Source organism: Microbacterium sp. CnD16-F (assembly GCF_024124465.1).
GTDB lineage: Bacteria > Actinomycetota > Actinomycetes > Actinomycetales > Microbacteriaceae > Microbacterium > Microbacterium gawkjiense.
The window spans coordinates 37,170-58,794 of record NZ_JAMXSA010000008.1; the positions used below are offsets into that span (position 1 = coordinate 37,170).

The window sequence follows — 21,625 nt, forward strand, 5'->3', positions numbered from 1 at the left end:
GGAAAGGCACGCCGCACGGTCGCGGGATCAGGAGCGTTCGCCGGCGCCGGGGGCACCGTCGGGCGCGGTGCCTCCTCCGGGGCGGCCGCCCATTCCGCCCCCCATCCCGCCGGCGACGGCTTCTCCCGCCGTCACCGTGACCGACGTCGCGCCCGCCGACACCGTGTAGGTCCCATCGGCCGCGATGTCGGCCGACGAGAACACCACGGTCTGGAACTCCTTCTCCGCCGTGGTGGAGAAGACGACCGTGCCGTCGGCATCCGTGATCTGGATCTCGTCGCCAGCGGATCCGCTGACGGTCGCGGCGATCCACGCCTGCGCGCTGCCGCTGTCGGGCGACTCGGCCATGCCCGAGCTGCCCACGGCGAGGAGCGTGCCGCCGGAGACATCGAAGCCCCCGTTGCTGTCGAGCGCACCGTTGCCGGACGAGGTCGGACCCCAGACGACGATGTCGCCGCCGGTCACGGTCACGGAGCCGTTCGAGTCGATCCCGTCCCCGCCGGCATCCACGGTCAGGGTGCCCCCTGAGATCGTGATGGTCTCGCCGGTGTCGGCCATGCCGCCGCCCATGCCGCCCTCGTCGGCGCTCGCGGCGCCGGCGTCGCCGCTGCCGTTCAGTGCGTCGTCGGAGGATGTGACCACGACGTCACCACCGCTGATGGTGATGTCGGTCGCCTCGAGTCCCTCGTTCGATCGTCCGACGGTCACCGTGCCGCCACCGATCTCCAGCGCCGCCTCGGCGTGCGCACCGTCGTCTCCCGCGCTGATCGTGACCGCTCCGCCGAGGATCCCGATCGAGCCGTCCGAATGCAGACCGTCGTCCGTGGCGGACACGTCGACCGAGCCGTCGCCGATCGCGACGACGACCCCCGCGCTGATGCCCTTCGAGCCGGCGTCCGCCGCGCCCTCGGCGCTGATCGACACCGTCCCGCCCGTGATCACGGCATCGGTGGTTGCGGCGATGCCGTCGTCGCCACTGGTGGCGGTGATGTCACCGCCGGAGATCCAGACGTACCCACGCGTGGCGTCTTCGTCGTCGTCGCTCCCCAGCGCATCGCCGCCGGCAGTGACGTCGAGCGTTCCGCCCGAGATGACGAGGGCGTCCTTGCCGCGGAGGGCGTCGTCGGCGGCATCCACCGTGATCGTCCCGCCGATGATCGCGAGGTCGTCCGTGCTGGCGATGCCGTCGTTGCCGTTCCCCGAGACGACGAGCGAACCGTCGCCGGAGATGGTCAGGTCGGCATCGGCGTAGATCGCCGCGTTCGCTGCGGCGCTGTCGTCGTAGCTCGCGGCGTCCGAGACCGAGTTCTCGCTGGCGTCGGCGAGCGAGATGGCGACGTCGTCGGCCGTCGTGACCGAGATGGCGGCGCCGTCGTCGTTCGTGATGTCGACGCCGTCGAGGATGAGGACGACCTGCGCGTCGTCGGGTGCGGCGACGACGACAGATCCGGCGAGGTCGCCGCTGAGCCGGTAGACGCCGGCGGCCGAGATGGTGACCGTGCCGCCGTCGACGCTCACCCCGTCGCCGGACGCCGTCGCGGTCGATCCCTCGAGAGTGACGTCGATCGCGTCGGCCGCCGACCACTCGTCGTCGTCCACGACCGTCGCGTCCTCGTTCGCGGCGAGGACGGCCGTCGGGTCGAGGTCGGAGTCGATCTCGGCGACCGCAACGGTGGCGGAGTCGTCCGTCGTGGATGTGGTCCCGCTCGTGCCGGTCGAGGCGACGCCGGTGACGGCGCACCCCGCGAGGACGAGCCCCGCGAGGGCGAGGGGGACGGCAGGAAGGATCAGGCGGCGGCGCATGGCAGCTCCTCGGTGTGGATGGTGGTGGATGCGGGGGAGAAGGGGCCGCGCAGGAGGCGTCCCCAGCGGTTGCGGGGGAGTTCGGGGCTCATCGCGGCGAGTCCGGTCGCGTATTTGCTGACCGAGACGGGACGGTGCCCGGCACGCCACAGCAGTCGGTCGAGGGCGGATGCCGACGACGGCGACTTCGTCTCGACGATCGCCAGATCGGGGAGGGAGAAGCCTGAGCCGTCGGGGCGTTCCCAGCGCAGGTCGGTGTCGATGGTCGCCCGCGACGACTGGTCGGGGGCGAGGAGCGTGGCACGTGCGTACCGGGTGACGAGCGTGGCATCCAGCTCGTCGACGCGACCGCTGTCGACGCCGATCGTGGCGAAGGCGGCGGCGACCTCTTCCTGAGCCTCGGGGGTGAGGACGGCGCGCTGGGCGACGTCGTACTCCGACCGTTCCTTGACCGTCGTCCCACGAGCGCCGCGCGTCTTGATCTCGAGGTAGGCGGCGTGGGTGTCGACGTAGGTGCGGGTACGGAGCTTGAATCGACGGCGGCGGGGCTGCGCGGCCATGTGGAAGCTCAGCAGGTCGGGGGTATCGAAGTAGACGGACTCGTAGGCGAATCGGCGGGCGCCGCCGATGTCGAGGACGCGGGTGCGCTCGTCGACCCGCGAGAGCAGGCCGCCCAGTGCGGACTGGGGCACGACGTACTTTCGGTCGACGCGGGCCAGGAGTGCCGCCTCGGCCACCATGTCCTCGAGGCTCACCCCGTCGAAGCGGGCGAGGGCGTCGGGGCTCATCGGACCGCTCCCGCTGCGAGGCGGCCGTCCACCTGCGACCCCGCCGAGTCGGGCGCGGGACGATCGTTGTCCGCGATGCGGTAGCGCACGTCGACGGTGGTCGTGTCGTTCACGAGGTCCAGCTCCTGCACGGTCAGCGAGGTGACCTCTCCGCCGAGCCGCTGCCCGACGAGGGCGCGGAGCGCGGTCTCGTCGGCCTCGGCACGGTCGAGGCGCACCACTTGGTGGCGGCTGCGGGAGAGCAGACGCGGGTGGTCGGCCGCCCACATCACGACGAGGATCAGCGCGATGAGTCCGGTGACGGGCAGGATGTCGGTGGTCGGCAGGCCGGCCATGAGGCCTGTGGCCAGTGCGGCGAAGTAGTAGGCCACCTCGCGCTGCGAGATCTCCGACGACCGGAGCCGGATGATCGAGAGCACACCGAACAGCCCGAGGCCGAGTCCGAGCGCGACCTCGGCGGTGCCGAGGACGGTCGCGACGGCCATCACCCCGACGTTGACCCCGAGGAAGGCGACGACCAGGTCGCGGCGGCGGTGGCGTCGGTAGTAGAGCCCCAGGCTGAGGATGAGGGCGGCGGCGAGGTCGATCGCGATGAGCGAGATCGAGGCGATGGTCATGGGTTCCTCCGTGGGGATGTGGTGACGATCTCCATTCGAGTGGCGGCACCTTCACCGTTCCTAAGAGGCGCATTGACGGCCGATTCGAGGCGGGAAGCGCGCGGGTTCCGGCCGAACACCACGCTCCGCTGGATGAGGTAGCCGAGCGTGAACAGCGCCGCCTCGGTGACGAGCTTGGCGGCGAGCAGCGGCATCCCGGCCGCGGTGAGCATCGTCATCCAGGCGACGTTCGAGGCCAGCAGTGCGCCGGCGAGCAGGGCGTACCGTGTCGCCTCGCGGCGCAGCGCACCCGTGCCCTCGCGACGGAAGACGACGTGCCGATTGACGACGAAGTTCACGGTCGCGCTGACGACCCGGGCGGCGATGATGGACGGGGTCAAGGCTCCCGTCACCGCGGTCAGGACGAGGAGCAGCAGGGTGTCGACGGCGAACGCCAACAGCGACGAGGCCGCGAACAGCAGCAGCGGCACCCCTACGCGCAGGGTGTCGACCAGGGGGCGGAAGTGGCTCGACGCGTTCCCCGCCACGTAGACGGTCTCGATCGGGACCTCGCACGTCTCCCACCCGTCGCGGTGACAGCGCAGGAGCACGTTCTGCTCGTACTCGAAGCGGTCGCCGCGCTGCGCGAGCAGCCAGGGCAGCATGACGGGCGGGATGCCGCGCAGCCCGGTCTGGGTGTCGGAGAGGGTCCATCCCGCCGCGAGACGGAACGTCGCCCGCGCCGCCGCGTTGCCGAGCCTGCTGCGCATCGGATTGCCGCGTCGGCCGGTGTCGCGGCATCCGAGCACCATCACCGGCGCGCCGGAGTCGACCGCGGCGACGGTGGTCGCGCCGACGTTCAGGATGTCGGCGACCGTGTGCTGGCCGTCGGCATCGGCCGTGACCACGGAATGTCCGGGGAAAGCGCTCATCGCGTGCCGGAACCCCGTGCGCAGCGCTGCGCCCTTCCCCTGGTTCCGCACGTGTCCGAGGACCGTCGCCCCGAGTGCCGCGACGTCGTCGAAGACGGCGGCATGGCGGGGTCCGCTGCCGTCGTCGACGACGACGATCGGGATGCCGGGAGCGGAGATCGTGAGCGCGCCGACCAGGTCGGTCAGGGCGACGTCGGGTTCGTAGGCCGGGATGAGGATGATCACGGCTCACTCCGCGATGTAGAGGATGTCGCTCGTGCCGCGCTCGCCGCCGTTCGAGGGCTGGTTCACGACCTCGCCGTCGAAGAACATCGTCGACGACCCGCCGCCGTCGAGGTTGTACGCGGTCTCGGCGCCGAGGTCGATCATGATCTGGGCGACCTCGGTGAGGGTCGCTCCGCGGCTGTAGCCCTCGCTGCGGCCGTCGACGACGACGAAGACGAGATGGTTGTCGTCGATCACGCCGACGGCGCTGCGCGGCTGCTCACCCTGGATCGAATGGTTGCCGACGTTGGTGTCGACCTCGACGTCCTCGATCCCGGCCACGACGGCGCCGTCTTCGACGAGTGCGGGGCCGAAGCTGAGGGTGTTCCAGACCCCGTCGGCGAGCAGCTGGTCGGCGCTCGTGGCCGTCTCGTCGTAGACCTGCACCGTTCCGTCGGCGTAGAAGGCCAGCCCGGCGCGGGCGGGGGAATCGCGATAGACGACGCCGTTGCGGATGACGATGCCGGTGTCGCGGAAGCCGTAGTAGTCGCCGTTGATCGCGAACACGGCGTCGTTGTCCTCGGCGATCCCGCTCGTGGTCTCGGTGATGTTCTCGCCGAACTGATCCTTCGCGAATGCGGAGCGCAACCGGGTCGCATCCGAGAGGACCACATCGGCGACGTAGTAGGTGAGGGTGTCGTCGCCCGAACCGGTGACGACCTGCGACACGGTGACGCTCGTGGCCCCGTCGGAGTACGTGTCTCCGTGGACGGCACCCGCCGCATTCGTTGCCGACGTCGTCGGCTCGACGGCCGAGTTCTCGGCCTCATATGCCGAGACGTCGGAGATCTCGACGTGTTCGATGAGGAAGCGGTCTGCGGCCCACGCCGTCGCCCCTCCGACGGCGAGTGCGACCGTGAGGCCGCCGGCGATGAGGGCGGTCCGAAGATGGCGCGGTTTCGTGGTGTGAGGCATGCCTCCAGGAGTACGGACGCGAGGTTCGGCGGATGTTGACCGATCCTGAGAACGGGATTAACGACGCCCTCCCGATAGGGCACGGTCAGGCGGTCGCCTCCCCGGCGGATTTCGACGTCTGGTACGACGACGGCCCTCGTAGCGACTGCGAGTGACGCGGGGTATCACATGGGTCCCGCGGGCGCACGCCCCTGGCCGGCACAGCTCCGCGCTGCGAGCGTCGGAGCATGCCGACCACTCCTGAGTCCACGACCGACGCTCCGCAGACCCGCCCTGGGCGGGCAGCGGATCCCACGCTCGGGGTCGTGTCGCGGCCCGCGTGGCGCGACGACTCCGCCTCGCTCCTGACCCGCGGCTACCGCTTCGGCGATCGCATCTGGCAGCGCGTGCCGCGCGGCGCGCGCTCGGCGCCGATGCGACTGCTGTTCTCCGACGCCCTGCTGGTGCGCGGCGCGGAGGGGGTCGCGGCGTTCTACGACGACGCCCGGGTCTCACGGCACGGCGCCATGCCGCCGTTCATTCAGGAGACCCTCTTCGGGCACGACTCGGTGCACAGCCTCGACGGCGACGAGCACCGGCACCGCAAGGCGACGTTCGTCTCCGCGCTGTACGAGGACGAGCAGGTCGCCCGGCTGCGCCCGCACCTCGAGCGCGAGTGGCGGCACGAGGTCGACGCGTGGATCGCCGGTGGCGAACGGTCGGCGTACGACGCGGCCGTCGGAGCCTTGGGTCGCGCGATCATGCGGTGGGCAGGACTGCCGGGAACCGGCGAGGCGAAGACGCGATGGGCGCGCCGGCAGGCGCAGATCGTCGACGGATTCGGTGTGCCGTACTCCCCGGAGTACCTGCTCGCCGCTCTGAACCGGCGGTGGTCCGACCGCCACGCCGAGCGTCTCATCCGCGCCGTGCGCGCAGGCCGCCTCGACGCGCACCCGGGAACCGCGCTGGCCGCCTGGGCAGGGCACCGCGACAGCGCCGGTGAGCTGCTGCCCGCTCGCCTCGCGGGGGTGGAACTGCAGAACAGCTTCCGCCCGATGATCGCCGTCGCCCGGTTCACCGCCTTCGCCGCGAAGCGGCTGCAGGAGCACCCGGAATGGCGCGAGCGCATCGCCGCGGAGGTCGCCGCGCGGGGATCGCTCGTCGACGGCCCGCTCGCGACCGCGTTCGCACAGGAGATCCGCCGCACGTCGCCGTTCGTCCCGATGCTGCCGGCCTTCGCGACGCAGGACATCGAGGTCGACGGTCGTACGGTCCGCGCCGGCGGGCGCATCGTGCTCGACATCCTCGGCACCGACACCGACGAGGGGTCGTGGGAGCGCGCCGACGTCTTCGATCCCGAGCGCTTCGTCGGCGTCGACGACTACGAGGCGATCACCGCGTTCGTGCCGCACGGGGGTGCGGACGTCGCGACAGGGCACCGCTGCCCGGGCGAGAAGCTCGCGATCGCGGGGCTCGCGGCATCCATCAGCGCTCTGAGCGACCCCCGCCTGGCGATCCTGCCCGCAGGACTCGAGGTGAACGAGCGACGGATGCCGACGAAACCCCGTTCGGGCGGCCGCGTCCGGACCGCGGGATCGACGGGCGGCGCGCGCTGCCCGTTCCACCGCTGACGCAATGCCACGAACCGGGGCCGCGTGCAACCCCCTCTGAACCGGACCGTGTCGGCCGCAGGGTGACCTCCGACCGGGAGGACCACCATGGCCGAGCAGAACACCACGCAGACGACACGCACCGACGCGCCCGACCCCGAGGCGTCGCGCAAGCCCGACTCCGTCGGCGACGTGAAGAAGCGGTCGTGGAAGTACGTCCTGGGCAAGACGATCCGCGAGTTCAGCGCGGACCAGTGCACGGATGCCGCGGCGGGCCTCACCTACTACGGGGTGCTCGCGCTCTTCCCGGCCCTCATCGCGATCTTCTCGCTGCTCGGCGTCGTGGGACAGGGGCAGGCGGCCGCCGACGCGGTGCTCGGCATCGTGCGCGATGTCGCGCCCTCCGACACGGCGAGCGCGCTGGAGGGCCCGATCCAGCAGATCGCGTCGTCGCCCGGTGCGGGACTCGCGCTCGTGCTCGGCATCGTCGTGGCGCTGTGGTCGGCTTCGGGGTACGTCGGGGCCTTCTCCCGGGCGATGAACCGGATCTACGAGATCGAGGAGGGGCGCCCGTTCTGGAAGCTGCGCCCGATGCAGCTGCTCGTGACGCTCGTCGCGGTGGTCTCGCTCGCCCTCGTCGCGCTCGGTCTCGTCCTCTCGGGCGACGTCGCCCGAGCGATCGGGGAGACGGTGGGCCTCGGCGACGGCGTGCTGCTCGCGTGGAACATCGCGAAGTGGCCCGTCATGCTCTTCGTCGTCGTGTTCCTCGTCGCGGTCCTGTACTACGCGACCCCCAACGCGAAGCAGCCGAAGTTCCGCTGGATCAGCATCGGCGCGCTCATCGCGATCGTCGTGATGATCATCGCCACCACCGGGTTCGCCTTCTACGTCGTGAACTTCTCGAACTACGACCGGACCTACGGCTCACTCGCCGGCGTCATCGTGTTCCTGCTGTGGCTGTGGATCGCCAACAACGTGCTGCTGTTCGGCGCGGAGTTCGACGCCGAGCTCGAACGGGGCCGCCAGCTGCAGGGCGGCATCGCCGCCGAGGAGGACATCCAGCTGCCGGCCCGCGACACGCGGAAGTCCGACAAGCAGGCCGCGAAGGAGCAGAAGGACATCGACGAGGGTCGCCGCATCCGCCTCGCCCACGGTGAGGACGAGGACCGATGACGGAAGTCGACACTCCCACCCGTCTGAAACGGGGGATCACCGGGCCGCTGAGGCCGGCGTCAACGGCCGGTGGGCGGGAGCTTCGCCACGCCGTGCCGATTCGGCTCGTCCGGTTCGGCGGCCGTCGCGGGCGACGCGGCGGAACCACCGTGGGGGGAGTCCGTTCCCATGTCGTCGGATTCGCTCATGCCCACACGCTCCGCCGCGAAGGACGGCCGCGGCAGGGGGTTGCGAGCGGCCGGCGACTGTGATGGACGAATCACCTCGCAGCGCCGCAGTGTAAGAGACGGATGCCGGAGGCGCGACCCCCCTCGAACCTCGACCGATGGCGGGCACCATCGAGCAATGCTCGAGCTGCACTACTCCGACGGATACGTCGTCACGACGGGCGCGATCGCCGACGCGGTGCTGCGTTACGCCAAGACCCTCGCCGAGCAGAAGGCCTCCGACCTCATCACGGTGCCCATCGCGACTCCGGAGGGCCCGGCTGTCTCGTCGATGCTCATCGGTCCCGCGAGCCAGCTCTATACGACGCCGCACTCCGGTGCCGCTGCGGACCTCGACGACGAAGCCGCCGTCATGGACCTCCTCAGTCGCAACGACCGTCTCGTGCACCCGCCCGAGACGGTCGGCGAGTACCCGTACGAAGAAGACGACCCCTGGTACGAGGAGTCGTTCTGAGACGCGCACGCCTGCGGGAGCGCAGCCGCCTCGTCCGCGGCTGGCGATTGTGGCGGACGCGGCATCCGGTCACCTTCCGCGACAAGGTCCGCTACAAGATGCTCCGCGACCATCGGCCCCTCGTCGTCACCTTCGCCGACAAGGCGGCGGTGCGCGACTACGTCGCCGATCGTGTCGGCGCGCAGTACCTGCCCGATGCCGCCGTGTTCGATTCGCCGACCGAGCTGCTGACGGCGGAGCTGCCCGACGCGTTCGTCCTGAAACCGACGCACGGGAGTGGGGCGGCGATCATCGTCTCGCCGTCGGCGCCGGTGGACGCGCGCCTGCCCGAGGACGGCAGTTGGGTCTACCGCCACGTCCGGCCCGAGCACGCCCCGCGGGAGCATCTCGTGCGCCTCGCGACGGACTGGCTCTCGCAGCTCTACGGGCAGGGTCCGAACCGGGAGTGGGTCTACGGCCGGGTGCCGCGGCGGATCATCGTCGAGGAGATGCTCGGCGGCGCGACGGACCGCATCCCCGACGACCTCAAGCTCTTCGTGTTCCACGGTCGGGTGCAGTACGTGCAAGTGGATGCGGGGCGCTTCGCCGGTCGCACGCAGGACTTCTTCGACCGCGACTGGACCCATCTGCCGCTGAGCGGCGGTCCGCCGTGGGCCGATCCGACACCGCCGCGGCCGGCGGGCCTCGACGAGATGATCCGCGTCGCCGAGGCGCTCGGTGCGGACACCGACTTCGTGCGCGTCGACCTGTACGACGTCGACGGCCGCATCGTCTTCGGCGAACTGACGAGCTTCCCCGCCGGTGGCGACAGCCCGTTCCACCCGGAGTCCTTCAACACGGAGTTCGGTCGGCACTGGACGGTGCCGAGGCGATACCGGTGACCGAGCGCTGGCTCGTCGCCACGACGGAGTACGCCGGCGTGACGTCGTACACCGGCGGCATCGGCAGGCACTACGCCGCCCTGTTGCCCGCCCTCGCCGCGCAGGGCGCCGAGATCGACCTCGTGGTGTTCACGGACCCTCCCGTCGGCGCGCGGGCGACTCCCGGCATCCGTCGCCTGGTCGTCCACCGGACCGGGGGGATGCCGCGGCTCGCGGCGCTCCTGCATCGCCCCCGTGCCCTGCGGCGGGCGTACCTGGCGGACGCCTACGACCGCGTCTTCGTGCCGGAGTGGATGGGGCTCGGTGCGCTGCTGCCGCGCGACGCCCGGCTCGTGACGAACCTCGCAACAGGCGTGGACCTCGCGCACGAGATCTCGGGCCTGCGGCTCACCGACCTCCCGGCATCGAGTCGTCCGGCGGTCATGCTGCAGAGTCGCCTCGAGGCGCGGCAGGTGCGCCGCTCGGCCGGGATCGTCGCGATCTCGCACGCGATGACCGACCGGGCGGAGCGCATCTGGGGACGGATGCCGCGGGTCGAGGTCGTCCGCAACTGCATCGACGTCGCGGTGGTGCGGCACGCGGCTGCGACGCGCAGGCCGCCGGCGGGCTGGCCCGAGCGGGACGGTCCGATCGTCCTCTTCCTCGGGCGAGCCGAGCGGCGGAAGGGCGTGGTCGACGGCGTCGACGCCTTCGCGCGCGTCGCGCGGCGGCATCCCACCGCCCGCCTCGTGCTGGCCGGTGCCGGGGGAGACGACCGCTTCGAGCCGTCGCGGGCGGCCCTCCTCGACCGGGTGCCGTCCGCGGTGCGCGACCGGGTGACGTTCCTCGGGCACGTGTCGGGCGACGAGTTGTACGGCGCGATCGCGGCCGCCGACGTGGTGATGTGCCCGTCGCGGTGGGAGGGCTTCGGCAACGTGGCCGTCGAGGTGATGGCCGCCGGGGCGCCGCTGGTCGTGACCTCCGGCAGCGGATTCGATGACTTCTGCACCGATGGCGCCGACTGCCTCATGGTGCCGCCCGCCGACCCGGAGGCCCTCGCGGCCGCGCTCGCCACCGTGCTCGACGACCCGGGCGCCGCCCGCCGACGGGCGACGCGCGCCGCCGCAGGAGTCGACCGCTTCGCCCCCGCGCCGGTGGCGGACGACCTCCGGGCGGCCGTCGATCGGATGCTGTCGCGCGTGGCCATCCCGGCGTAGGGTCGCGCTGTGCGCTCCCTCCGGTACTCCATCAACGTCACCCTGGACGGCTGCGGTCGAGGGCTTCTAGGGCACGCGGCGCCAGCCCGCGGCATCCCTCGTCACCGCGCCGGCCCGCTCGAACGCGTCGAGCCAGCCGGTCATGGGCCACTCGCCCCAGCGCGCGGCGAACAGCGCCCCGTTGCGGAGGATGTCGTCGAGGTGCTGCCAGGGCGGCGAGGTCGTCGGGTGGTACTGGTGGTACGCGTGGGCGCCACCCGTCCACACGAGGGGCACCTCGCGCTCGCGCATCCGGAACGCGAAGTCGGTGTCCTCGCCGCCGTACCCCTCGTACGCCTCGTCGAAGCCCCCGATCCGTCGCCACGTCGCGGGGGAGAGCGCGAACGACAGCGACCAGAACAGCGGGTACTCGCCGGCTGTCGCGGTCCGTTCCGCCTCGTCCGGCGGCATCGGCCGCGCCGGGTGGGGGGAGGTGAGCGCGGCGAGCTCCGCCGGGTCGGATGCCGACACCCCCTCGGCGAGGTACGTCACCGGCCCGCACAGCACGGCGTCCGGGTGACGGACGGCGGCCTCCCGATAGCGACGCACGAGATCCGGGCCGGGCACGCAGTCCGCGTCGAGGAAGACGAGCAGGTCGGCGCCGTCGGCGGCGGCCGCGCCCGCGTTCCGGGCGGCGGCGAGGCGCAGTCCGTCCGCGCCGGGCGGGACCCGGAGCACGGTCTCGGCGTCCAGGACGGGCGGCTCCTCGTCCCCGATCCACACCACGACACGACGCACGTCGGGTGCCCCGGCGAGGGCCCGCAACTGCACCCGCAGGTGCGCGAGCCGGGGGCTCGAGCACAGGCTCACGACGGCGACGCTCATCGCCGACCGCGCATCGTGTCGGTGATCGCGGCGGCGGCGCGCTGGGGCGCCCCCGCGACCTCCCAGCGCTCCCACTCCGGCCGCGCGGTCGCCGCCCGCTCGATCAGGTCGGGCCACTGCGCCGCTGTCGGCCACGAGTCCTCGACCTGCGCGAGGTTCGCGCGCCGGAGCGCGCGCCCCGTCTCGCGCTGCTCGTCGAACGGCCTGTCCTGCGGGATCACGATCGCCGACGCCCGGGCCGCCGCCAGATCGGCGACCGCGTTCTGGCCGGCCCACGACACGACGACGCCCGCGGTCGTCAGCACCGGCCACGGATCGTCGGCCGACGCGCCGCCCCCGAGCGCCCGCCACGGCCGGCCGGTGGCCTTCTCGGCATCCCGGATCGCGGCCGGTCCGACGGTCCCCCCGCTCGCGAGCAGCACCACCTCGTCCGAGCGCGGCCCGTTCGCGACGCGCGCGGCGAAACGGCTGATCCCGCCCGTGTGCACGACCTTGTCGCCGAGCGCCTCGAGATGCGGGGGCGAGAGGATGCCGCGGGCCCACGGTGCGATCACGGTGTCGGCGGCGGCGAATCCCAGCAGGTGCGGCCGGTCGATGCGATGCCCCGGCTGCGTGACGACGACGGTCCGCAGCCCCAGCAGGCGCGCGAGCAGGGTCACCTCGACCGAGGTGTCGACGACCATCCCGTCCCAGTGCCGTTCCGCCGCCGCGGCGGCGATGACCGAGAGCCGGGTGCGGTGCCCGACGTGCCCGATCGGGGCCCAGTGCAGCATCCCGTCCACCGTCGGGTCGATCGGCGCGCCGCCGTCGTCGTCGCGGTCGAGCACGGTCCAGGTCCAGCCGGACGGCAGGCCCGCGGGCGCCGCGAGGCTGCTGACGGCGTCGACCTCGGCATCCAGGTGCGGTGCGATCGCGAGCAGCCGGGTCAGGTGCCCGCGGCCGTGGTGGTGCACGTACCAGCCGAGCCGGGGCGTCCGCCCGGTCACGCGGCGGTCTCCGTCGCGAGCATCCGGGCGAACGTCGCCTCGAGGGCGTCGATGCGCGCGTCGAGCGAGAACCGGCGCTCCGCCGTCTCGCGCACGACGGCACGGAACGCGGCATCCTTCCCGCTCGGCAGCACGGCCGCGGCCCGTTCGGTCATCGCGAGGACGTCGCCGGGCGCCACGAGCTGCATCCCCATCGTCGCGGCCGCGATCTCGGGAACGCCGCCGACCGCGAACCCCACCACCGGTGTGCCGCACATGAGCGCCTCGGGTCCGACCAGCCCGAACGGCTCGGCCCAGGCGGGGGTCGCGAGGGCGAGACCGCTCCGCCCGACGAGCTCCGCGAGCGGTCCGGGCGAGAGCTCGCCGGCGTACTCGACCGCGCCGTGGACGCTCGGCAGGAGCACCTCGCGCGCGTACGACTCGTCGCCGATCCGGCCGGCGATGACGAGGCGGCGACCGAGCCGGCGCGCGACCTCGACGGCGACATGGGGAGCCTTCTCGGGGACGATCCGGCCGAACCACACGAGGTCGTCGCCCCCGGGACCGAGCGGCCACGCGGCCGGGTCGACGCCGTTCGGCAACAGCTGCGAGGGCACACCCGCGGCATCCCACTGCCCTTTCGTGTGCGAACTCACCGCGAGGAACCGTGACCCCGCCCCTCCCGCGGCGACGTGGGCGGCCACGGCGGCGGCCTCGACCGGCGTGTGCAGGGTCGTCACCATCGGCACGCCGAGGGTGTTCGCGCGGCGCAGCGGCAGGGGGTCGAGGCAGTGGTTCGAGACCACGTCGTACCGCTCGGGATGGCGGGCGATCCCGCTGAGCGCACGGTCGAGCGCCGGGGCGCTCTCGCGGTGGTAGCTCTCGGGCCACGTCTTGTCGGTCGGTGCGGCATCGCCCGGCCACACCACCGGCGGCAGCCGGAACGCCGCCTCGTCTGGCAGGAAGTCCGACCCCTCGGGGGCGATGAAGGTCACCTCGTGCCCGCGGCGGCGGAGCGCGTCGACCTCGGCCCAGACGGCGGACTCCAGACCGCCCGCGTGCGGGCGCCGGATCGGGAAGCGCAGCGGCGCGATCACGACGATGCGGAGCGGACGGGCGCTCACGCGGTGCGGCTCTCGAGCAGGTGCAGGTAGAGCTCCGCGTGACGCTCGGCGATCGCGGCATCCGTCACGGTGCGCAGCGCCCGGCGCTCGTCGACGAGGGCGTCGCGCGCGGCGCTCGCCGGACGCGCCGACGGGGCGACCCACAGGCCGGCGAGGGCCTGCGCGAGCTCCGCGGCGTCGCCGGGCGCGAACGAGGCGACCGTGTCGTCGGCGTGCTGCTCGGCGAAGAACCCGATCCGCGGGGCGGCGACCGGGACGCCCAGGTCCCAGCACAGCTCGAGCCATCCCGAGTGCGTGCCGTGCCGGTAGGGCAGCACGCACGCGTCGAGGCTCGCGAGGGCCGCGAACAGCTCGTCGTCGGCGAGACGCTCGTGCTCGACGAGGTCGAGGACAGCGGATGCCGCGCACAGCGCGCGCACCTCGGCTGCGGCATCCGCGTCCCGCACCCGATGGTGCAGACGCACCTCGCCGCGGACGTCGTGGCCCGCGTCGCGCAGGGCGGTGAGCGCGGCCTCCAGCGCCCGGACCGTGCCCGGTCCGTCGACGCTCGGCCGGAGGTCCTTCAGATGCACGCCGACGACGCGGCCCGCACCGAGTGCCGGTTCGATCGCGGCGGATCGCGGCAGGACCGACGGATGCGGGATGACGGTCGCGTGCTGGCCCCAGCGCTCGCGCACCGCGCGGGCGGCGCCGACCGTGAGGGTCGTGACCGCGTCGGCGCCCGTCACGAGCTCGTCGAGCTGGGCGAGGTAGCCGGAGTCGTCGGTCAGCTGCGGGTGCTCGAGGTCGTGCAGCGTGTAGACGACGGGCCAGCCGACGGCGTGGGCGGCCTCGAGGCACGCGGTCAGGTGTCCGGGCGGGAACGACTCGGTGCCGAAGTGGATGTGGAGGAGCGATGCGGCATCGGCGTGCGCACGGATCCAGGTCGGGTCGAGGGCGGCGGGCGGCCACCACACCGCGGGGTCCGCTCCGGGGGCGATGGGGTCGGGGAGCACACTCACACACGGATCCGCCGTCGTCTGCCGGACGTACGGGTGGCCGGCGGGGACCGAGACGATCCTGATCGCTCCGGTCCTCTCCGCACCCGCGGGGGCGACGATCGGCGTGCTCGTGTCCACTGTTCTCCCTTTGACGGCGTCGCGCCGACCGAGAAGTGGGTGCGCGGGAACGCCCCGACCGTAGGCGCATCAGGCGTCGGATCGAGGGGGCTTGACCTCGCTCCCCCGGACGGATAACCATGCCGGGTGATCTCCGCGCCTCCGCTCCTGCTCGTCCTCGGTCCGGAGGGGCACGGTGTCACGCGGTACGGCGACGATGTCGCCCGCGCCGTCGGGGCCCTCCGTCCCGGCGCGCGGACGGTGCGCGTCGCGGACGTCGCCGCCGGCGACCGGGCGCTCGCCGGGCTCGACGCGGGTGCGCGCGTGCACCTCCACGCCACCGACCGCCTCTTCGGCAGGACACCCGAGGACGCCGCCGACGTCGTCGAACGCTGGGCCGAGCGGATGCGGCTGACGCTCACGCTCCACGACGTGCCCCAGCCCTCCGACGGCACGATGTTCGAGCGCCGCCGCGCCGCCTACGCGCGGATGGTCGCCGCAGCCAGCCGGGTCGCCGTCAACAGTCGTCACGAGCAACTGCTCATGGACGAGTTCCTGCCCGGGGTCACCCGCGCCGAGGCGATCGCGCTCGGGGCGCGCACCGGCATCCCGCCGTCGCGCCCCGGCGAGGCGACGCGCGACCTGCGCGTCCTCATCGCCGGCTTCGTCTACCCCGGAAAGGGTCACCGTCCCGCCGTGGTCGCGGCGGCCCGGGCCGCCGACGAGCTCCTCCGCCGGGGCGAGGACGTCGGCGACGTCGCGGTGCGCGCGATCGGCGCGCCGTCGCGCGGCCACGAGGAGGACGTCGTCCGGTTGCGGGCGGATGCCGCCGAGCTCGGCGTCGCGTTCGAGGTCACCGGATTCCTGGGCGACGACGCCTTCGCCGCCGAGCTGCTCGCCCCCGGCATCCCCCTCGCGGCACACGAGCACGTGTCGGCCTCGCGGTCGATGCTGGACTGGGTCGAGGCGGGCCGCCGCCCGCTGGTCGTCGACTCGCGCTACGCCGCCGAGATGGATGCGCTCCGCCCCGGCACGCTCGCCCGCTACGCCCCCGACGAGCTCGCCGCCCGCCTCGTGGACGCCTGGCTCGATCCGACGTCGACGCGGCTGGCTCCGGGTGCCTCGCTCGCGCCGACGCTCGACGACGTCGCCGCGTCGTACCTCGCCTGGTGGGCGGCCTGATGCCGGAGGGCATCGCCCTGCCGGGCAACCGCTGGGACCTGCTGGACGGACGGGAGGCGACACCCACCGTCTCGGTCGTCGTCGCGCACTACGAGCAGCCCGCGCAGCTGGCGCGGTGCCTCGCGGCCCTCGCCGGCCAGGACCACCCCCGCGACCGCCTCGAAGTGATCGTCGCGGACGACGGCTCGGCCGTGCCGCCGCGGGTGCCGGCGGGCGTCCGGCTCGTCCGGCAGGCCGACGAGGGATTCCGCCTCGCCGCGGTGCGCAACCTCGGTGCGGCGCACGCGACGGGGGAGGTGCTCGTCTTCCTCGACGCCGACACGGTCCCCGAGCCCGGCTTCGTCCGAGAACTGACGCGGATGCCGGGGCTCGCCCCGGACGTCGTCGCGGTCGGGCGACGGCGCCACGCCGACCTCGCGGACGCTCCCGCCGTCGCCGACGTGCGCGGGGTCGTCGCGGGGCGGGAGCTCCCCGAGCCCGCGTGGCTCGCCGACGCCTACCGGTGGTCGCGCGATCTGCTCGACGCCGACGACCGCAGCTACCGGCATACGATCGGCGCCGTGCTCGCGTGCTCGCGGACGATGTTCGCGGCCGCCGGCGGCTTCGACGAGTCATTCCGGGCCTACGGCGGGGAGGACTGGGAGTGGACATACCGCGCGTGGCTGCGGGGAGCGGTGCTCGCGCACGTGCCGTCCGCGGTGGCGTGGCACGACGGTCCGGATGCGGGTGCGCGCGAGGGGACGGGCCAGGCGGACCGGAACGCCGAGGCGATGCTGCTGTCGGAGCTGATCCCGGTGCCGGGCTCGCGACCGCGCGGGCTGCCGACCACGCGGGTCGACATCGCCGTGACCGCGCCGGAGGGCGCCTCGGAAGCCGCCGCGTTCGTGAGCGTCGACTCCGTCGTGGCGGCGGTGCCCGGATCCGCCGCCGTCGACGCCGCGGACCTGGCCGCAGGGCGCGGCGTGCTCGATCGGGTGCGGCTGCACCTCGAGATCGTGCGACCGGTCCGCGCGGGCGCGGGCCTTCACGCGGTCGTGGAGCGGGTCGCCCAGGAGGGCCTCGGCGTCGCGAGTCTCACCGGTGAGGACGGCGCGGTGCTCCTCCGCATCCGTTCCCTCCGGGCCGCGGCGCGCGAGGCACGCTGGCAGCGGGACGACCTGTTCCCCCGCACGACGGAGACCGCGGACGCGGTGCGCGCGCTGGTCGGCGAGCCCGATGTCGCCGCCTACCTCGGCGGGTGGGGCTGAACACCCACGGGATTCACAGAGCGGGTCGCCTTGTGCCCGCCGCCCCCGTCTGGTTTCATAGCCGCGGGGACACCGGTCGTGCCCGCCTGGGGAGGCGAGCACAACGGCGACGAGTGGGATCGTCGACGGCGCCGGTCTACCGTCCGCACCTCTTGCTCGGGGTGTGAGCGTTGTGGGGGAGAGCATGGGGACTGCGGGGACAATCGGCGTACACCGGACGGGTCCGACGCGCATCGACGCGCGTGCGACCACCGCGCGACCGCGCCTTGCCACGGCCGTCCGGACGCCGTACGCCGCCCCGGTCCTGCGAGCGCCGCGCGTCGCCATCCGATCGACGGAGCGCTCCGAAACACTTCCGCAGCTCTGCGCTCGCTCGGCGACCGCAGTGCGGGCACATGACATCGCGGACGGCCCTCGGAGGGTCGCCGCGAGACGACACCGGTGCGGCGGCGATCGCCCCCACCGGTGGACGGCAGCAGCCGTCGGGGGGCGCTCGTGGGGAGCGTGATCCGTGGGGGGAATCCGGGGGACGAAGTGAAGAGACGACTGAATGTCGCCGTGATCGGCGCGGGATATTGGGGGCCGACCCTGGCGCGCACGCTGCGTGCCAGCCGTGAGTGGAGCCTCGCCGCCATCTGCGACCTCGACATCGACCGCGCGCGCCGCGCCGCGGACGCCGTGGGCGGTGCCCGGGTCGTCCCCGAGCTCGATTCCGTGCTGGCCGACCCGCAGATCGACGCCATCGCGATCGCGACGCCCGCATCGACCCATCACGAGATCGCGATGGCCGCGCTCGAGGCCGGCAAGCACGTGCTGGTCGAGAAGCCGCTCGCCGACACCCAGCAGCGCGGCGAGGAGATGGTCGGGCGGGCATCCGAACGCGGCCTCGTGCTGATGGCCGACCACACGTCCTGCTACACGCCCGCGGTGATGAAGATGCGTGAGCTGATCGCGAGCGGCGAGCTCGGCGACATCCTGTTCATCGACAGCGTGCGCATCAACTTCGGTCTCGTGCAGCCCGACGTGGACGTCTTCCGCGACCTCGCTCCGCACGACCTGTCGATCATGGACTTCGTGCTGCCGGGTGGCCTGCGGGCGACCTCGGTGTCGGCGCACGGATCCGACCCGTTGAACACCGGCAAGTCGTGCATCGGCCACCTCGCGATGCCGCTCGCGGGCGGGGCGATGGCGCACGTGCACGTCAACTGGCTGAGCCCGACCCGTACGCGCCGCATGGTGGTCGGGGGCACCCGCCACACCCTGGTGTGGGACGACCTGAACACGCAGCAGCGGCTCACCATTTACGACCGCGGCGCGGACGTCGCATCGATCTCGCGCGCGACCGCGAAGGAGCGACGGGAGGTCAGCATCCCGTACCGGGCGGGCGCGACCCGCGCGCCGGCGCTCGAGGAGCGGGAGGCGCTCACGCTCGTCGTGAGCGAGTTCGCCGCCGCGATCCGTGAGAAGCGCGCCTCGCGCACGAGTGGCGCGTCCGGGCTCCGGGTGCTGTCGATCCTCGACGCCGCCGCGGGCAGCCTGGCGGCCTTCGGTGCGCCGCATCCTATCCCGCACGCCCGCTCCTCTGCCGAGGTGGCGGCATGAGCCGGTCGCGCCGCCACGGGCGGGCCCACCATGGCTGAGTGGGAGATCGGCGTCGACGCCCCCTGGCTGGGCCAGGCCGAGCTGAACGCGGTCGCCGAGGTCATCGCGAGCGGCTGGGTGGGGCAGGGCCCGAGGGTGGCGCGCTTCGAGCAGGACTTCGCCGGTCTCGTCGACGCGAACTACGCCGTTGCGACCGCCAACGGCACCGACGCCCTGCATCTCGCCCTGCTCGTCGCAGGGGTGCGGCCCGGCGAGGACGTCGTCGTCCCGTCGTTGGCATTCATCGCCACCGCGAACGCCGTGCGCTCGGTGGGGGCGACACCGGTGTTCGCCGACGTCGATCCGGTCACCGGGACCGCGACCGCTGCCACGGTCGAGCGTGCCCTCACCCCGACGACGACCGCGGTCATCGTCGCGGACCACGGGGGCTCTCCCGTCGACCTGCAGCGCATCCGCGACGTCACGGACCCGCTCGGGATCGTCGTCATCGAGGACACCGCCGGCGGTGTGGGCTCGACCTGTCGCGGCCGCCCCGTCGGTGCCGCGGCCGAGATCGCCACCTGGTCGTTCGACGGCCGCGCGATCCTGACGACGGGTGACGGCGGCATGCTCACCACGACGCACGCTGCCTGGGCGGCGCGGGCGCGGCGGCTGCGCGAGCACGGCATGATCACCCCGTCCGCCGATCCGCGTCCCGGCTCGGTGCCGCCCGCGGAGGAGTACCGGGAGGTGGGTGGGGACTCGCGCCTGACCGACCTGCAGGCCGCCGTGGGGATCGTCCAGCTCGGTCGCCTGCCCGAGATCGTGCGCCGCCGTCGGCAGATCGCCGACCGGTACCGCGACGGGCTCCGGGACGTGCGGGGGCTGCGTCTCGCGGCGGACCCCGCGTGGGGAACGGGCAACGTCGGATCGTTCTGGGTCGAGGTCGAGCACGCGTATCCGGTCGACCGCGACGGACTGCTCGCCGCGCTCGCCGCCGCCGGCATCGCCGTGCGACGGGGCGGCTCGGCGATCCACCGCCACGCGCCGTACCGTGCGCTGACACCTCCCGACGGGCTTCCCGGGTCGGAGCGGTTCGCCGATCGCACGCTCGCCCTGCCCGTCTCGCGCACGCTCACGGCCGCGCAACAGGATCAGATCGTGGCGATCCTGCGCGACCCGGGCGCACCCGCGCTCGCGAACGCGCAGACGGTGACGCGCTCGGGTCGCTGAGCGAGGCGCTGCCGTCGCTGAGCGAGGCGCTGCGCGCTGCGGTCGCTGAGCTGGGGCATCCCGCTCAGCGCCGGGCGCCGCGGTGCGTCGCGGGCTGACGGTCCGTGGCGCGCCCAGGCGGCAGAGCGGTCGTGGAAGAGCCGGCGCTCGGGCCGCGCCGGCTGATCCACCAGGCGGGCACGGACGGACGGGGGGGGGAGGTCCGGCCGTGCCCGCGTGCGGGTGACGGTTCACGCGTCATGAGGAGCCGAGGATCGGCGGACGGCCTGGGAGGCCGGGGGTCCCTCGACGAGGTACCGCTTCGCCCATCGCTTCGGCTCGAGCGCGAGCCGCCACATCTTGTCGAGTCGTCCGCGCGCGCCGTCGGCAAGGATGCGCGGGACTCGATCGGTCAGAAGATCGCCGAGTGCGTCCACAGCGATCAGGGCGCGTGCGCCCGTCAGTTCGCCGTAGGTGCCGATCCAGTCCGTCTGCCGGTGCGTCTGCAGGCAGACGACCACGCGGTCGGCCTCGGCGTGCCGGATCTGTTCGGCGATGTCGAGGGAGGTCTCCCGCGATCGGATCGCGGTGTGCACCGGCGTCAAGTGGCCGATGAGGGCCACGCCGGGTCGGTCGGCGACCATGCGCCGGTGAAGCTCCTCGCGCTGGGCGGGTGAGCCGCCGACGACGGCGACGCGCCAGTGTGCCGCGTCGGCATGCTCCAGGAGGGCGCCGGGCGTCAGACCGCCGGGCGTCGAGCGCTCGCGCAGGCCCTCAGCAGGGTACGGGGCGACGGGCGATGCCGGCGACGGGGTGCGGCGCTCAGCGACAGCTGCGGAGTGCGGCGCGGGCGCAACAAGGCGCATGTGCATCAGCGGACCGCCCTCGCGGTCGGGGTGATGCCGCCGGAGACCGTGGTGCGGCCACGGCTCCGGCGGCGATCACGCGGGCCCCGGAGTGCCTCGCGCACCGATGGTCTCGTCGGATCGACGAGCGCGTCACGCAGACGCGCACCCCTGTTCCGTTCTGTCCCCATGAACGTTCCATCCCCCGAAAAACATCGACGCAAGTGTGGCTCGCGTCCCCCGATGTGCGGATCCGATCCGCGATTCCCCGTGTGCGGCGCCGCCCCCCAGCGACACCGCTCGATGCACCGACCCCTCGGCGCACCCTCTTTCTCTTCCCCCAGAAAACCCCGCCCACCGCCCCATACGGTGTGCGGAGTAAGGGCTCTTCGCACGAGTTCGATGCGCGAACGAAGACGTACGAAGAGCCCAGGCAGATATGGGTACGGCCCCCAAGCTCGCCCCCACTCCATCTGCTGCCGCCATGTGCCGTGTCGACTCCCCAAAGCCTCTGCGGCGGCGATATCGGAGACGCTACAGGTGACGACGGTGTCCACCAATAGGGGGACGAACCTAATCTCCTGTCCCCCAGATGGGGGACAAGTAGGGAGGAGGATTAGGGGGTTGCGGGGCAGAACACGGGAGGTCCGCCGGCGGCACCGGCGGTAACGTGGCGGCTGAAGAACGAGC

20 protein-coding genes are annotated in these 21,625 nt (G+C 73.0%); 9 read left to right on the forward strand and 11 right to left on the reverse strand.

The features are described 5' to 3' along the window. Positions 1-27: 27 nt before the first annotated feature. Genes NH287_RS03890 through NH287_RS03910 form a run of 5 tightly spaced genes read right to left on the reverse strand, consistent with a single transcriptional unit; the run spans position 28 to position 5,298 of the window. Positions 28-1,803 (reverse strand): carbohydrate-binding domain-containing protein, encoded by a 1,776-nt coding sequence (locus tag NH287_RS03890; RefSeq protein ID WP_253034537.1) that lies wholly within the window; start codon positions 1,801-1,803, stop codon positions 28-30. Then, on the reverse strand, positions 1,788-2,591 hold the full coding sequence (locus tag NH287_RS03895; protein ID WP_253034538.1) for a polyphosphate polymerase domain-containing protein: 804 nt from the start codon (positions 2,589-2,591) through the stop codon (positions 1,788-1,790). The genes NH287_RS03890 and NH287_RS03895 overlap by 16 nt, the downstream gene beginning before the upstream one ends. Further along, on the reverse strand, positions 2,588-3,208 hold the full coding sequence (locus NH287_RS03900) for a DUF4956 domain-containing protein (RefSeq protein ID WP_253034539.1): 621 nt from the start codon (positions 3,206-3,208) through the stop codon (positions 2,588-2,590). The genes NH287_RS03895 and NH287_RS03900 overlap by 4 nt, the downstream gene beginning before the upstream one ends. Then, complete coding sequence (locus NH287_RS15335; RefSeq protein WP_253034540.1) at positions 3,205-4,344, reverse strand: GtrA family protein; 1,140 nt, start codon at positions 4,342-4,344, stop codon at positions 3,205-3,207. Before NH287_RS15335 ends, NH287_RS03900 begins: the two co-directional genes overlap by 4 nt. Before the next feature lie 3 nt (positions 4,345-4,347). Next, entirely contained in the window at positions 4,348-5,298 is a 951-nt protein-coding gene (locus NH287_RS03910; protein ID WP_253034541.1) for a phosphodiester glycosidase family protein, read from the reverse strand. A gap of 227 nt (positions 5,299-5,525) precedes the next feature. Between NH287_RS03910 and NH287_RS03915 the strand changes: the two genes are divergently transcribed. Continuing rightward, positions 5,526-6,908: a cytochrome P450 gene (locus tag NH287_RS03915; protein WP_253034542.1), complete on the forward strand. Its 1,383-nt coding sequence runs from the start codon at positions 5,526-5,528 to the stop codon at positions 6,906-6,908. Between the two features lie 87 nt (positions 6,909-6,995). After that, positions 6,996-8,060: a YihY/virulence factor BrkB family protein gene (locus NH287_RS03920; protein ID WP_253034543.1), complete on the forward strand. Its 1,065-nt coding sequence runs from the start codon at positions 6,996-6,998 to the stop codon at positions 8,058-8,060. Positions 8,061-8,119: 59 nt separating this feature from the next. Here NH287_RS03920 and NH287_RS15175 read toward each other — a convergent pair whose 3' ends face one another. Continuing rightward, positions 8,120-8,248 carry a hypothetical protein gene (locus NH287_RS15175; RefSeq protein ID WP_290440310.1) on the reverse strand — a complete coding sequence of 43 codons (129 nt, stop codon included), beginning with the start codon at positions 8,246-8,248 and terminating at the stop codon, positions 8,120-8,122. Between the two features lie 157 nt (positions 8,249-8,405). Here NH287_RS15175 and NH287_RS03925 point away from each other — a divergent pair, with 157 nt between their 5' ends. The 3 genes from NH287_RS03925 to NH287_RS03935 are packed head-to-tail and all read left to right on the forward strand — an operon-like array spanning position 8,406 to position 10,818. Continuing rightward, positions 8,406-8,741, forward strand: a complete 336-nt coding sequence (locus tag NH287_RS03925) for a hypothetical protein (protein ID WP_253034544.1) — start codon at positions 8,406-8,408, stop codon at positions 8,739-8,741. A 47-nt stretch (positions 8,742-8,788) separates the two neighbouring features. Next, positions 8,789-9,622 (forward strand): ATP-grasp fold amidoligase family protein, encoded by an 834-nt coding sequence (locus NH287_RS03930; RefSeq protein WP_290440311.1) that lies wholly within the window; start codon positions 8,789-8,791, stop codon positions 9,620-9,622. Further along, entirely contained in the window at positions 9,619-10,818 is a 1,200-nt protein-coding gene (locus NH287_RS03935) for a glycosyltransferase family 4 protein (protein WP_253034546.1), read from the forward strand. The genes NH287_RS03930 and NH287_RS03935 overlap by 4 nt, the downstream gene beginning before the upstream one ends. Positions 10,819-10,884: 66 nt before the next feature. On the opposite strand, the gene NH287_RS03940 is transcribed toward NH287_RS03935, so the two are convergent. The 4 genes from NH287_RS03940 to NH287_RS03955 are packed head-to-tail and all read right to left on the reverse strand — an operon-like array spanning position 10,885 to position 14,889. After that, on the reverse strand, positions 10,885-11,682 hold the full coding sequence (locus NH287_RS03940; protein WP_253034547.1) for a galactosyltransferase-related protein: 798 nt from the start codon (positions 11,680-11,682) through the stop codon (positions 10,885-10,887). Continuing rightward, entirely contained in the window at positions 11,679-12,668 is a 990-nt protein-coding gene (locus tag NH287_RS03945; RefSeq protein WP_253034548.1) for a hypothetical protein, read from the reverse strand. The genes NH287_RS03940 and NH287_RS03945 overlap by 4 nt, the downstream gene beginning before the upstream one ends. After that, positions 12,665-13,771: a glycosyltransferase gene (locus NH287_RS03950; RefSeq protein ID WP_253034549.1), complete on the reverse strand. Its 1,107-nt coding sequence runs from the start codon at positions 13,769-13,771 to the stop codon at positions 12,665-12,667. The genes NH287_RS03945 and NH287_RS03950 overlap by 4 nt, the downstream gene beginning before the upstream one ends. Then, on the reverse strand, positions 13,768-14,889 hold the full coding sequence (locus NH287_RS03955; protein WP_253034550.1) for a hypothetical protein: 1,122 nt from the start codon (positions 14,887-14,889) through the stop codon (positions 13,768-13,770). Before NH287_RS03955 ends, NH287_RS03950 begins: the two co-directional genes overlap by 4 nt. A 126-nt stretch (positions 14,890-15,015) precedes the next feature. Here NH287_RS03955 and NH287_RS03960 point away from each other — a divergent pair, with 126 nt between their 5' ends. The 4 genes from NH287_RS03960 to NH287_RS03975 all read left to right on the forward strand — a co-directional run bounded on the left by NH287_RS03960 (position 15,016) and on the right by NH287_RS03975 (position 20,111). Further along, positions 15,016-16,050, forward strand: coding sequence for a hypothetical protein (locus NH287_RS03960; protein WP_253034551.1), 1,035 nt, complete (start codon positions 15,016-15,018; stop codon positions 16,048-16,050). Further along, a complete protein-coding gene (locus NH287_RS03965) occupies positions 16,050-17,297 on the forward strand; it encodes a glycosyltransferase family 2 protein (protein WP_253034552.1) in 1,248 nt (415 codons plus the stop codon). The genes NH287_RS03960 and NH287_RS03965 overlap by 1 nt, the downstream gene beginning before the upstream one ends. A 534-nt stretch (positions 17,298-17,831) precedes the next feature. Then, entirely contained in the window at positions 17,832-18,899 is a 1,068-nt protein-coding gene (locus tag NH287_RS03970; RefSeq protein ID WP_253034553.1) for a Gfo/Idh/MocA family protein, read from the forward strand. A gap of 30 nt (positions 18,900-18,929) precedes the next feature. Beyond that, positions 18,930-20,111 (forward strand): DegT/DnrJ/EryC1/StrS aminotransferase family protein, encoded by a 1,182-nt coding sequence (locus NH287_RS03975; protein ID WP_253034554.1) that lies wholly within the window; start codon positions 18,930-18,932, stop codon positions 20,109-20,111. A 230-nt stretch (positions 20,112-20,341) separates the two neighbouring features. On the opposite strand, the gene NH287_RS03980 is transcribed toward NH287_RS03975, so the two are convergent. Then, positions 20,342-20,956, reverse strand: a complete 615-nt coding sequence (locus NH287_RS03980) for a WecB/TagA/CpsF family glycosyltransferase (RefSeq protein WP_253034555.1) — start codon at positions 20,954-20,956, stop codon at positions 20,342-20,344. Between the last annotated feature and the right edge of the window lie 669 nt (positions 20,957-21,625).

Excerpts from the sequence above, each read along its gene's own strand:
- NH287_RS03980 (WP_253034555.1), bottom strand. The coding sequence starts at position 20,956 with ATGCGCCTTGTTGCGCCCGCGCCGCACTCCGCAGCTGTCGCTGAGCGC.
- NH287_RS03925 (WP_253034544.1), top strand. The coding sequence starts at position 8,406 with ATGCTCGAGCTGCACTACTCCGACGGATACGTCGTCACGACGGGCGCG.
- NH287_RS03915 (WP_253034542.1), top strand. The coding sequence starts at position 5,526 with ATGCCGACCACTCCTGAGTCCACGACCGACGCTCCGCAGACCCGCCCT.
- NH287_RS15175 (WP_290440310.1), bottom strand. The coding sequence starts at position 8,248 with ATGAGCGAATCCGACGACATGGGAACGGACTCCCCCCACGGTGGTTCC.
- NH287_RS03895 (WP_253034538.1), bottom strand. The coding sequence starts at position 2,591 with ATGAGCCCCGACGCCCTCGCCCGCTTCGACGGGGTGAGCCTCGAGGAC.
- NH287_RS03975 (WP_253034554.1), top strand. The coding sequence starts at position 18,930 with ATGGCTGAGTGGGAGATCGGCGTCGACGCCCCCTGGCTGGGCCAGGCC.
- NH287_RS03965 (WP_253034552.1), top strand. The coding sequence starts at position 16,050 with ATGCCGGAGGGCATCGCCCTGCCGGGCAACCGCTGGGACCTGCTGGAC.
- NH287_RS03920 (WP_253034543.1), top strand. The coding sequence starts at position 6,996 with ATGGCCGAGCAGAACACCACGCAGACGACACGCACCGACGCGCCCGAC.
- NH287_RS03910 (WP_253034541.1), bottom strand. The coding sequence starts at position 5,298 with ATGCCTCACACCACGAAACCGCGCCATCTTCGGACCGCCCTCATCGCC.
- NH287_RS03940 (WP_253034547.1), bottom strand. The coding sequence starts at position 11,682 with ATGAGCGTCGCCGTCGTGAGCCTGTGCTCGAGCCCCCGGCTCGCGCAC.
- NH287_RS03890 (WP_253034537.1), bottom strand. The coding sequence starts at position 1,803 with ATGCGCCGCCGCCTGATCCTTCCTGCCGTCCCCCTCGCCCTCGCGGGG.
- NH287_RS03900 (WP_253034539.1), bottom strand. The coding sequence starts at position 3,208 with ATGACCATCGCCTCGATCTCGCTCATCGCGATCGACCTCGCCGCCGCC.